General features: G+C 39.1%; 14 protein-coding genes. 12 read left to right on the top strand and 2 right to left on the bottom strand.

The features are described 5' to 3' along the window. Window positions 1–5: 5 nt before the first annotated feature. Together ACWIUO_RS06070 and ACWIUO_RS06065 are read left to right on the top strand one after the other, a co-directional pair. Complete coding sequence (locus tag ACWIUO_RS06070; RefSeq protein WP_454177021.1) at window positions 6–2,621, top strand: hypothetical protein; 2,616 nt, start codon at window positions 6–8, stop codon at window positions 2,619–2,621. Window positions 2,622–2,661: 40 nt separating this feature from the next. Beyond that, window positions 2,662–2,856, top strand: coding sequence for a hypothetical protein (locus tag ACWIUO_RS06065; protein WP_454177020.1), 195 nt, complete (start codon window positions 2,662–2,664; stop codon window positions 2,854–2,856). A 39-nt stretch (window positions 2,857–2,895) separates the two neighbouring features. On the opposite strand, the gene lpoB is transcribed toward ACWIUO_RS06065, so the two are convergent. Next, window positions 2,896–3,528, bottom strand: coding sequence for a penicillin-binding protein activator LpoB (gene lpoB, locus ACWIUO_RS06060; protein WP_454177019.1), 633 nt, complete (start codon window positions 3,526–3,528; stop codon window positions 2,896–2,898). Between the two features lie 47 nt (window positions 3,529–3,575). Then, window positions 3,576–6,002, bottom strand: a complete 2,427-nt coding sequence (gene ppsA / locus ACWIUO_RS06055) for a pyruvate, water dikinase (RefSeq protein WP_454177018.1) — start codon at window positions 6,000–6,002, stop codon at window positions 3,576–3,578. Window positions 6,003–6,315: 313 nt separating this feature from the next. Between ppsA and ACWIUO_RS06050 the strand changes: the two genes are divergently transcribed. The 10 genes from ACWIUO_RS06050 to ACWIUO_RS06005 all read left to right on the top strand — a co-directional run bounded on the left by ACWIUO_RS06050 (window position 6,316) and on the right by ACWIUO_RS06005 (window position 11,967). Beyond that, the gene (locus ACWIUO_RS06050; RefSeq protein ID WP_454177017.1) at window positions 6,316–6,690 is read left to right on the top strand and encodes a hypothetical protein; all 375 of its coding nucleotides are present in this window, start codon (window positions 6,316–6,318) and stop codon (window positions 6,688–6,690) included. Window positions 6,691–6,703: 13 nt separating this feature from the next. Further along, window positions 6,704–7,546 carry a hypothetical protein gene (locus tag ACWIUO_RS06045; RefSeq protein ID WP_454177016.1) on the top strand — a complete coding sequence of 281 codons (843 nt, stop codon included), beginning with the start codon at window positions 6,704–6,706 and terminating at the stop codon, window positions 7,544–7,546. 83 nt (window positions 7,547–7,629) lie between these two features. After that, window positions 7,630–7,944: a hypothetical protein gene (locus tag ACWIUO_RS06040; RefSeq protein WP_454177015.1), complete on the top strand. Its 315-nt coding sequence runs from the start codon at window positions 7,630–7,632 to the stop codon at window positions 7,942–7,944. Between the two features lie 252 nt (window positions 7,945–8,196). Next, window positions 8,197–8,523, top strand: coding sequence for a hypothetical protein (locus ACWIUO_RS06035; RefSeq protein WP_454177014.1), 327 nt, complete (start codon window positions 8,197–8,199; stop codon window positions 8,521–8,523). 9 nt (window positions 8,524–8,532) lie between these two features. After that, window positions 8,533–9,051 carry a hypothetical protein gene (locus ACWIUO_RS06030; RefSeq protein ID WP_454177013.1) on the top strand — a complete coding sequence of 173 codons (519 nt, stop codon included), beginning with the start codon at window positions 8,533–8,535 and terminating at the stop codon, window positions 9,049–9,051. A gap of 79 nt (window positions 9,052–9,130) precedes the next feature. Continuing rightward, window positions 9,131–9,538, top strand: coding sequence for a hypothetical protein (locus ACWIUO_RS06025; protein ID WP_454177012.1), 408 nt, complete (start codon window positions 9,131–9,133; stop codon window positions 9,536–9,538). 134 nt (window positions 9,539–9,672) lie between these two features. Then, window positions 9,673–10,047, top strand: a complete 375-nt coding sequence (locus tag ACWIUO_RS06020) for a hypothetical protein (protein ID WP_454177011.1) — start codon at window positions 9,673–9,675, stop codon at window positions 10,045–10,047. A gap of 10 nt (window positions 10,048–10,057) precedes the next feature. Beyond that, window positions 10,058–10,822 (top strand): hypothetical protein, encoded by a 765-nt coding sequence (locus ACWIUO_RS06015; RefSeq protein ID WP_454177010.1) that lies wholly within the window; start codon window positions 10,058–10,060, stop codon window positions 10,820–10,822. Further along, window positions 10,815–11,426: a T6SS effector amidase Tae4 family protein gene (locus tag ACWIUO_RS06010; RefSeq protein ID WP_454177009.1), complete on the top strand. Its 612-nt coding sequence runs from the start codon at window positions 10,815–10,817 to the stop codon at window positions 11,424–11,426. The genes ACWIUO_RS06015 and ACWIUO_RS06010 overlap by 8 nt, the downstream gene beginning before the upstream one ends. A 19-nt stretch (window positions 11,427–11,445) precedes the next feature. Continuing rightward, window positions 11,446–11,967 (top strand): hypothetical protein, encoded by a 522-nt coding sequence (locus ACWIUO_RS06005; protein WP_454177008.1) that lies wholly within the window; start codon window positions 11,446–11,448, stop codon window positions 11,965–11,967. Window positions 11,968–12,097: the final 130 nt, after the last annotated feature.

Raw genomic sequence — 12,097 nt, 5'->3', positions numbered from 1 at the left:
AAACATTGCGTAAGGTTTTTTTAAGTATTGGGATTTTTCTTGCCACGCTCATAGTGGGGGCAAATATCTTGCTTTTTACTTCTTTTGGCAACAAGATTTTAGCCCCCATACTTCAAGCAGGGATAAACGCAAAACTCCCCATTCGCACGCAAATAAAATCCTTGCACATTTCTTTTGGAAAAATCAAAAGTAGCCTTGTGCTAGCTGATACACTGCAAGCACAGGTTCAGGGTAGCTACTCTCTCAAAGGTTTTGATTTGCTAGTTGATTTTGCTCCCACAGATGAGCTAGCAAACGCGCTAAGACAACATCTAAACGCACAAAATCCATTTGCGCAATTTTTGCCAAATATCAATGCAAAAACCACCCAAAATCCGCAAAATCCTAAAACCTTGCAAAATCCACAAAATCCGCAAACAAAAAATCCACAAAATCCCCTGCAAACACCACAAAATCTAGCGCAAGATTCTGCCAAAAATGCTTTATCCACGCTTTTTAGACTGCGTTTGGTAGGCAAATATGATGATTACATTATCGCAAGTATAAAAGAGCCTAGCAATAAAGAATCTAGCATTAAGCCTAGCTTGGATTTGGCACGCGAGGCAAAATCTAGCGCGATTTTTAGCCCAAAATCTAGTCTAAAATCTAGCCCAAATGTGTATCCGCTTTTTTTTAGCAAGCCCCACGCCCTTGCTAAAAAAGCAAGCCTAGAATCTACAAATGCTAAACATAGCGATTTTGCACTAAATGATTTTGCCACTAGCAAAAATATGGCGAATGAAACTATGAATGAATCCACAAATAAAGCTACGAATGAAACTATGAACGAAGCTACGAACGAAAATGTGATAAATGATTTTTCGCTTGATGAGATTGCTATTTTTGATGATGATTTTGTGGATAATCCACAAAATCTTACTAATAATTTAGAATCTAATCCAAAATCTAATTTTGCGTTGGGGGAAAATATCGATTCTAGTCTAGATTTTAACTTGCTAGATTTGCCAAATGCGCAAGAATCTTTGTTGCTAGATTCTGCGCTAGACTACGCACTAGATATGATGCAAAATCCACACAATCAACCCCCAGAAATCAAAATCCTAGCGCGTGCAAAATATTTAGAAATCACGCAATATGGCTTGGAGTTAAAGGCATTTCCAGCAATCATAGCAAGTAGGATTTTGGATTTGCCCTATGTGTTTTATGGGATTTTTGATTTGCAAGCAAAGGGGGTGCTACATAAAAAAAGAGAAAAAAATCACATAGCAGGCTATCTAAATGCAAAAAATCTAATTATCCAAAAAGCCCAAAAAAACGCCACGCAAAGCATAAAAAATGAGCGCAATGCAAATGCAAATTTGCTAAGTTTGCAGGCAAAATTTGACACAAACGCAAATGAAAATGGAAAAAGTCTTTTAACGCTACTATCTATAAATCTAAAATCCTCCATCGCTTCTGCGTTTAGCCAAAAATCTAGCACCATAAAAAACCACAAAAAATCGCCCAGCACAAAAAAAGAGCTAACCCCAAATCTATCCATTCTCATAAAATCTAGCACCAACCTAAAAACGCTTGATACAAATGCAAAAATCACGGACAAATACGAAATCCCCATCGCTTCTTTAAAGCTAGAAAATCTAAATAGCGATGGGACAAGGGGCGAATATGATTTAGAAATAATAAATCTTATCAATTTAGGTGCAATGCTAGGGTTAAAACTTCGTGGCGACTTGCATTTGCAGGGTAGCTATGATTTGCAACAATCCACATTGCAGGGTAGAAGTAGCACGCTTGGCGGGGTTAGCGCGTTTGAGATAGCGGGGGAAAATCTAAAAATAAATGGCGAAAATATCGCGCTAGAAAAATTGCTAGGCTTATTTGGTGCGCCTAGTGAGGTTGCAAATGCGATTTTGGGTAGGGCGCAGATAAATGCAAATTATAATTTTGTATTTCACAAAGGTGCGATGAGTATCGCATCTAGCGATATTTCTACTAATATTTCTAGTGCGGATTTGAGTTTTTATGGGATTGAGGGGTTGGCACAGGGTGCAAATCACGCGCCACAGATGCTAGATTTTGGCAATATTTTGGGGGGCAATGAGCTAGATTTGACTAACATAAATAGCCAAAATCCTAACAAAGAATCTCAAAATAATCCAAACCAAAATAATACCACGCCCACAAATCAAAATCTATCTAGCCTAAGCCTACAATCCACGCTAAATGCGGGGGTAACGCAATGTAGTTTAAGCATAGACACGCCAAGTGAGAGGCTAGAATCTACGCGCTGTGTGATAAATCTAATATCCCAAAATCTACAAATAGCCCTAGCCCTAAAACCAAAAAACGCAAAATCAAACCCACAAACAAATACGCAGGAAAACGCGCAAACAAATACGGAATCTATGCCAAATATCATAGATGATTTGGGGATAGATTTTGGTCAAAATCTATCAAATCCGCAAAATCCTAACGCACAAAGATTGCAAAATGCAAATATACAAAATGCAAATATAATGGAGGGCTTAGAGATTAACATTAGCGGGGATTTTGCTTCGCCACAAGTGCAAAAAAAGCTCCCAGAATTGCCTGAAGATTATGAGGAATTTTTGGAATTTTAAGTGTTTTTTGTTTATTAGATTTTGGTGTATTTGCTAGATTTTGATTTTGCTTTATGTGGCGTATTTGCTAGATTTTGCTAGATTTTGCGACATTTTTAAAAACGCAAAACCTAGCAAACAAAATCTAGCAAATCTGCTTACTTTATCATCAAAAGTCCGCTTTTCAAAATTCCGCTTTGCAAAAAACGCGCCTGCCAAAAATCCATTTAGCAAAAACGCATTTGCCAAAATCTAGTTTGGCAAAAATAATCTTGCAAAAGCCTATTTGCCACCATTACCAAGCACTTGATTTATTTGAGCCTAGCTTTATGATATTTACTTCATTATCCCACACGACAAGCCCGCTTTTTAAATCCGTCAAAGTTAGCAAGAAAAAATAATCCACCCTTTGTTTGGATTTTACTTTTGTGTTGCGCTGGACAATCTTGCCTGACAAAGATAGTTCAGGTGGCAAAATCTCGCCTTTTTCGGGGAGGGCGTATTGATTTACTTCGTCATTTTTGCGAGAATCCCGCACAGAATCTAACATCTTATCTTTGCTACCGCCACTCCCTGCAAACGCCATAGTGAGGATAAATTTGCCACTATTTCGCATATCGCGCGTGATTTTGCGCGTAAGCTCCTCGGTAGAAAAATGCTGCATAGTGTCATTTATCACATCAGAAATCGCTAGGATTTTGGGTTTGTCTAGCCCTGCTAGATTGCGCACATAGCCACTCTCTAGCAAGCTAGCGATATTTTTGCTAGCAGCTTGCTCCAAATCGTGATAATCAATCCCTAGCGAAGTGTAAGATTTTGATTCTGCGGTATTTACATAGCTTACATTAGCACAGCTACTTAGCACTACTGAACCTACTAGCACGCACGCCAACGCTTTACTTAAAAGCAACATATCTTGTTTTTGCATTTTGTGTCCTTTTCTTATGGTTTATTAGCTAAAAGCTTCGCTTTTGCTTATTTTTTCAGTGTTTTTTCTAGCTCTACGATTCTGCTCCAAGTCCCCACCACAGAATCTGGATTTAGCGAAATAGAGGTTATCCCCTCACGCACCAAAAATTCTGCCACTTCTATGTAGTCGCTTGGGGCTTGCCCGCAGATACCACAATATTTATTATGCTTTTTGCACGCCTCTATCGCTTTTTTAAACATTATCGACATTGCAGGATTTCGCTCATCAAATATGTGGCTTACTAGCTGCCCATCTCTATCTACGCCTAAAGTTAGCTGTGTCAAGTCATTTGAGCCGATTGAAAATCCATCAAACATTCCCAAAAACTCATCAGCCAAAATCACATTCACAGGCAATTCGCACATCACATACACTTCTAGCCCGTTTTTGCCCGATTCTAGCCCTTTGCGGCGCATTATTTCTAGCACTTTTTTGCCCTCTTCGGGCGTGCGCAAAAACGGAATCATCACTTTCATATTTGTTAGCCCCATTTCCTCACGCACCTTATAGAGAGCCTCACATTCCCATTCAAACGCGACTTTATACAGCTCAGAGTAGTATCTGCTAGCCCCGCGATAACCTAGCATAGGATTTTCTTCCAATGGCTCATAGGCTAGCCCTGCTATCATTCCTCGATATTCATTTGTCTTAAAATCGCTTAATCGCACAATCACAGGTTTTGGATAAAAAGCCGAGCAAATCATTCCCATTCCCTCTGCGATTTTTTCGATAAAAAAGTCTTTTGGGCTATCATAGCCTGCCATTAGTTTTTCGATTTCGCCGCGCTCTTTTATGTCTTTTTTGCCATTTTGCAAATCAAGCAGGGCTAGCGGGTGGGCTTTGATTTGATTTAGGATAATATGCTCCATTCGCGCTAATCCCACGCCATCATTTGGTAGCTGGGCAAAACCAAAGGCTTTTTCAGGGTTGCCTATGTTCATATAGATTTTGGTTTTTGGGCGTCCTAAATCATTTAGCATTATGGATTCTACTTTGTAGTCGTGGATTCCTGCGTATATGTAGCCCTCTTCGCCCTCCGCACAAGAGACAGTTACTTCCATTCCTGTATATAATCTATCAGTCGCGCCCAATGCACCAACTATCGCAGGCACGCCGATTTCTCTCGCTACAATAGCAGCGTGGCAAGTGCGCCCACCACGATTTGTGATGACAGCAGAAGCCTTTTTCATCACAGGTTCCCAATCAGGGTCAGTGTTATCCGTTACCAAAATCTCGCCTTCTTTAAATGTATTCATATGTTCTAAATTGTTGATGATGCGCACTTTGCCCGCACCGATTTTGCCACCTATGGCACGACCACTTAGCAAAATCTCTCTTTCAGCATTTGGGTTTGTAAATTGGAATTTTTCTAGTTTTTGCCCATCGCCTTTTTTGTGCTTTTGGCTTTGCACGGTTTCTGGGCGGGCTTGGACGATAAAGATTTCGCCTGTTTCGCCATCTTTTGACCACTCCATATCCATAGGGCGATATTCGCCTGCTTCTTTGGTGTAATGCTCTTCGATTTTTATCGCATATCGCGCCAATGTCAGCACATCTGCATCGCTTATAGAAAAGCTATTAAACTCTTTTTTGGTGGTTTTGACATTTACCGTGGTGTGCTCGCTACCTTTTGGTGCATACACCATTTTTTTGTCTTTTGTGCCTAAATGTCGCTTGATGATGGGGCGTTTGCCCTCTTTTAGTGTTGGTTTAAATACATAAAATTCATCAGGATTTACAAGCCCGCCTACGACATTTTCGCCAAGCCCCCACGCCGAAGTGATAAACACCGCATCTCTAAAGCCCGTCTCTGTATCGATACTAAACATCACGCCCGCACTTCCTTTGTCAGCGCGCACCATTTTTTGCACGCCCACAGACAAAGCGACTTTGAAATGGTCAAACTTCCTAGACGCTCGGTAGCTTACCGCTCTATCGGTAAAAAGCGAAGCAAAGCAGGATTTTATGTAGTGGATAAGCTCGGTTTGTCCTTTGACGCTTAGATATGTATCTTGCTGTCCAGCGAAGCTCGCATCGGGCAAATCCTCCGCTGTCGCAGAGCTACGCACCGCCACATCGGCTTCTTTTTTGCCATATTCTGCGCTTAGGATTTTGTATGCTTTAAAGATTTCTTCGCGCAAATCATCGGGGAAAGGTGTCCCAAAGATTAGCTCGCGGATTTGCTTTGAGCGGGTTTTTAGCACATCGATTTCGGTTACATCTACGCCATCTAGCAAATCAATAATCTTTTGGCGGATTCCGCCAGAATCTAGCAAATACCAATACGCCTCGCTAGTGATAGCAAACCCATTTGGCACTTTTATACCAGCAGGGACTAGCTCTTGAAACATTTCGCCAATGCTAGCATTTTTGCCACCTACAAGGGGGACATCTTTGTTGTTAAGTTCTTTGAAAAACTTAATGTATTTCATCGCTTTCTCCTAATGTGTTGTGGGATTTGGAAGTCAAGGTAGTTTAGGCGTTATCTAATCGCCTAAGCAGTATAGCCAACATAAAAGAATATATTGTAATTTAAGAATCTTTATGTAGCACTTAAAAAGCGCAAAATAAATTTACCTAAGCCAAAATTGTAACACAACTTATGCTACAATCACGCGAAAAATTTTAGGGGCACACTAAAATTTAGGGGTTTTGTAAAAAAATATTTAAGAGCGATTTTGCAGATACATTGTCGCACAATCTTAGCCAAAACCCACAAAAATCCACGAAATAAAAGGAGGGCAAATGCAAATCCCAATGAGCGATATAGCCCAAGTGGCGGAGTTTTTTAGCATTATCCATCATATCCCGGGGCGCATTCGTATCCGCGTGAATGTAACCAAAATCCCCGCGATACAAAAATGGGCGAGTGAGACGAGCTTGCGTGAGATTTTGCCTCAAAGTAGCGCAGGGGAGGGGAGTGAGAGCTTTATCATCACACTTTTGCAAAGTCTGCCCGCTGTGAAAAATATCAAAGTCAATGCCATTGTGGGAAGCGCAACGATAGAATATGATAAAGCCATTTTTGAGCCTAGCTTGTGGGAAAATTGGGTAAAAAAAGAGAATCTAGAGGCGATTTGCGCGAAGCTAAATGAAATGGCAAAAAGTTTGGATTCATAAGTGAGCGTGGTAAATGGGAAAGATTTTAGCGACACAAAAAAGCGAAGAGAGAATCTTATTTTTAGCAATAAATGAGAGAGAAAAATCGCTCAAATTGTATGAATCCCTGCTAGATTCAAATGATATTTTAGATGAGCATTTGCGCGAGATATTTCGCCAAATCGCCCAAAAAGAGCGCGAGATTTTGACAAAGACAAAGGAGATTTTAAACGCGCTAGATTTAGGGGAATCTAGCGATTGTAATGCGAGTGATTTGGATAAAAAAGATGAGATTTTACTGCCAAGTGCGTTGCCAGAGGATATTTTGGGCGAGTTGCAACGCGAAATGGGGGCACTAGATTGCAAATCGCTCAATATTTTGGCGATGGGCGTTGAATCCCACCATTTGCAAACAAGCGATTTTTTAATCAAACAAACACAAAATCTATGCCAAAATCCCAAAGTGCTAGATATGCTCTACCAGCTCCAAGCATTAAGCTATAATCACCACATCGCGCAACTACAAGGTGAATTGCCCAAAGAAAATATAACGCCCTCAAATCCAATAAATCCAAACGCAAACCCCGCAGATTCTGCAAATTCTACAAACTTTGCAAGCCCTCAAAATCACGCAAATCCTGCAAATTCCCAAAATTCTGCAGATTCCACAAATCCTGCGCTTTCAAATGGTGCAAATCTATCCCAAATGGCGTTGCAAGAAGTGCTACGCCAAAATCCGCTTTTTGGCGAGATACAAACCTCTATTAGCCAAATTCAGCATTTTTATGCCGAGACAAAAGCCATGGTTGGCAAATTAGAAAAAGGCGAATTGCAAAAAGATGAGCTGGTGGCGTTTTTACAACGATTGCCTTTTTGATATGAAAATATTTTCCTAAAAAGACTTGCATTTTGAGAAAATATGTATTATAATGCGACAAATTTATCAAAAAGGAGTCAAAAATGGCACTACCATTTATAGCAGGACTAATCATCGGCGGCGGCGCAGTATATGCGTATAACAATAGAGATGAGCTAAAAAAGCAAGTCAAAGCAAAAAGCAAAGGCTTAAAAGCAGGGCTTAAAAAGGGCGAGGAGGCGTTTGGCAAGGTTTCCACCTCTATCAAAACAGGGGCAAAAAACCTAACCAACAGCCTAAAAAGCGCGGTCTCTACCACGCAAAGCACAAAAAGCGCGAAGTCAAAAGCACCAAGCAGTGCAAAAGCTCAAAAAAGCGCGGAATCAAAAACAGCGACTTTATCGCTAGAATCTAAATAAAGATTTGCAAGCCAAAATGCTACAAACTACAATCTATGGAGCAAAATTGTAGATTTTAGTTGTAAATCTTACTTTATAAAAGTAGAATTGCAAATCGACATTGCGAAAATTTCGGCAAACATTTTGGCGGAAATTTCAGCAAAATTTTCGCAAAATTTTAGAATTGGCAAAAGTCGCAAAGTTTCAAAATCGCAAGTCTTGGTGGCATAGGCTATCATCACGCAATCTTTAAATTTTAAAAAAGGAGCAAAAATGTTACTCAACACAGGAACGCAACGGTCAATCACAGGACACGCAGTCAGTGGCGGTGTAGCGGGAATCTTACTCGCTTCGTATATGAACTACAAAGACTACAAAGAGGGCAAAATCTCTCAAGAAAAAGCACTCAAAAACACTATCGCAGCGGGTGCGCAAGGCGCGGTGATTACCGCGTGTGCGATAGGCGTGGCAAACGCACTAGGCGGCAACAAAGGCGCGTTTCAAGCCCTACTAGAATCAAGCGCGTATCTATGCGCGGGCGTGGCAGGCGTGTATATCATCGATAATGTCGCAAATGACAAAAAATTACTCAAAAAATAGGGGGAAAAAATGGCAACAAATCAAAACAACACAAACAACGCAAATACCGCAAACAACTTGGATTCTTTGCAAAGCAATCCTTATATAAATAACGCAAACAACGCTGGGCAGGGCTTTGCAAATAATCAAAGCAATAATGCACAAAATTTTCAAGGCTCTAACAACGCGCAAAATCAAAACGCGCAAGGCTTCAATAATCAAAGCACAAATAACGCGGGCTTTAATAGCGCAAACAACGCGCAAAATTCTCAAGGTTTTGGCAATCAAGGCTTTAATAACGCCCAAAATCAAAACACGCAAAATCCCGCTACAAGCGCGCTTAGCTCGTTTTTTAATTCGGGCAATTCACAGCAAGATTTCCTCAAAGGTGCGTTTATCGGCGCGGTGGCGACTTTTATCCTTACAAACAAAGACGCCCAAAGCGCGATTTTCAAAGGATTTGCCAAAATCTCAAATCTCTTTGAAATGGGCTTAGAGGAGCTAAAAGAGCGATATGAGGACGCAAAAGCGGAAGTGGATTCTAAGTAAAAATGCGCGGTTAAATGGCTTCAAACAATCTAGCGTCTCCAAAATCTGTGCCACCAAATTCCGCAAATAAGGAATTGAAATGACTAAAAAGTTAGTGGCGTTGTGTGCGTTGATTGTTTGCACGATAAGCATTGTAATGTCTAACGATGGCTATGCTTTGCGTAGGTATAAGCCCGGCGAGCAACTTGAAATCTACAAAAAAGAGGGCAAAAAGTTTTATAGATTTTGGGGGCTTGATTATTGTTTGGGCTATTCAAAAAAAATACCCGGAAATACTATGGTAGCTAATCTCTTAAGAGAGCAAGAAGCTATTTTGCGGAATGTTGGAGGTGAGGAAGCGTTGACAGAATTGAAAGATTATATTGATAAAAATGTAGATGTGGGATTTAAAGACTTGTATTTTTGTATAGGAATGGTCTATGACTCCAAAGAATACCAAGATAAAGTCGAGCAAGTTATGAAAAAATACTGCAAAGAGTGCGAGTGAATCTGTGGTGGAAAATTTATTGTTGGGAGTTGAAATAATGAAAAAATTACTTTATATGATATTGTTATGTTTTGTTTCTAGTGTAAATGCAGGACATATACTTTTGGGATTTGATTGATTAAGGGGTGGGGGCTATGAGAAAGGTTGCATTGCAGTTTTTAATCATACCGCATATAGTGGTATATGCCTCGCCTCCTTTTGGTGAAGCTCTTGCGGTAACAAACCTTACACAATCATCTATCCTAGCGCAATGGGGGTTGCAATATTGTCTTCAATATGACAAAGAAAATTTATTTAAACCCATAGAGGAAAATAAATTATTTCAATTACGCAAAGATGTAGCACAAGGCAGACTAGATTTACAAGAATATTTTGATAAAAATCATAGATATTTGCCAAATACTACGGGAACTCATCGTTTTGAAGTTTGTATGATTATATATAAGCTAGAAAAATATAATTTGGAAGTTAAGCGAATCGTGAAAAAATACTGCAAAGAGTGTAAGTAAGGAATCTATAATGCCACCACTAAATCCCCTGCTAGAATCTGATTCTATTGAATGCGCTCATAAAGGCAAAGTAGTGCTTCAATCAACCACAAAAGACACAATGTGTGTGCAAGATTCTAATGGCAATGACGCAGGAATGATAAGTTTGCAAGATTTAGCAAATGCCTCCATCGTGGGTTGCACAAATAATATCGCAGGTGTGCCTAGCCCTTGCACGAAATTAGTAAATATCCCAAATTCGATTTGCTCCACATTGCTAGAAATTGACAATCAAAAAATAGTCCTAGCCCAAGCCATCTCTCAAGTCATCACAGACAAAGGCTCACCACTAATCCTGCAAGGTGAGCCAAAAGCAAAAGATATTTTCGAGCTAGATGAGGATATAGCAGATTTTGATAACACGCAAAATGGTAATGAAAACGCAGAATCTACAAGCAAATCTAGCGAAAAATCAAACGAATCTAATGCAGAATCTAACCCAAAATCAAATACAGATTTTAGCAATTCACAATCCCAAAAAGAAATCATCGAAATGTATTTTAGCTATGGGGAAGAAATGATAAGATTAGAGGATTATGACTCAAGGCATAGTAACGATATGAACTTGCATATCATTACGAGTGGTTACAACGATGATGAGCAAATGGAAATAGAGGTTAGAACGCAAGGCGAATCGTTTATCATAAATGTTATAATACACAACAATCAAGCATTGCTAAAAAATGTCTTTAATGGCAAAAATATACCGACAGGGGAGATTGAAATCTATGTCTGAAAAAAAGAAAATATTAGCAACAAATATAAGCAGACCGCAATGGGAAAGTGTGAAAAAGGCGTATGATGAGATAAATGGGGTTTATGGAGGAAATAATAATCAAGCAGTGTTTCAAAAGATTTTTCACACAAATGAGTCTTATAATACTTGTGCTATAAGGTTAAGCTATGCGCTTAATTATGGTGGAATGTCGATTGAAAAATCGCTACAAAATCCACAAACAAAAAGTGCTATTGATGGTGATACAAGAATTGGCAAAGACAAAATGAAATATGTTATGGGTGCTTGGGATATGGGTAAATTTTTGGATAAACTTTGGGGCGAAAAAGACAAAGATAAGTATTTTGATTTGACTAAAAGTAGGCTTGATGAGTGCATAAAATGGCTAAAAGAAAATGAAAATAATGGCATAATAGTAATGAAATCATCTAGCGCAAGAATACAAGCAGATGGTCTAACAGGGCATACAACATTATGGTATGGAGATAAACAATGTCTTGGAGACTATAAAGAAGTTGGCGTAGGCGATGAAATAGCGGAATTAAATTTTAGGGCTTTTTTTAATAATATTGACGCTGTAAAAATTATGTTTTGGAAGTTGTAATAAATTTGGGAGGCAAAGAATGCAAAAATACATCATCACTTTTATTTTATCGTGTAGCATACTAAAAGCATACGGTTGCACGGTTATAAGATTTAGTGAAGCAGATTATCCAAATGCTTCAAAAATATGCAAGACATTTGTTCCAAGCACGATTATCAATGTAGATGAGTGCCTCACAACAAAAAAGATGGGCAATCATTTCAAAATCTATGGCATCGCACATTGCCTAAATGTCAATCTACATCAAACTATTGCCCTAGCTGACAAAGAAGCCCAAAATCTAGCCCCTACTTTTGGCTGGTCAGTAGAAACAGATACAAGGCAAGATATATGGCGACTCCAAAGGCTATGTGCTGGATTTTTGTTTGATATTGACTCCCCGCTAAAAGAGCTAAAAACCTACATAGACAATATTTACAAAAGACAAAGCAATAAATTAAGTGCTGAAAATGTCGCACAATGCTTAAAAATCTATGATTCCCACGAATACAACGCCGAAGTGGAACGAATCATAAAAAAATATTGCAAAGAGTGCAAGTAAAAAATTTTTATTTTTGGAGACTTTAAATAAATGTCAAAAATGAAAAAATATATATTTGCATTGTTTTTGTTTATGAGTGTATGTAAAAGTGGTGGATTTGTGCCTTTGATACCACAAGGAGAGCTAGAAT

This window comes from Helicobacter sp. T3_23-1056, from assembly GCF_053654535.1.
The sequence above is the reverse complement of the archived record's forward strand: the minus strand, read 5'-3'. Positions and strand labels throughout refer to the sequence as shown.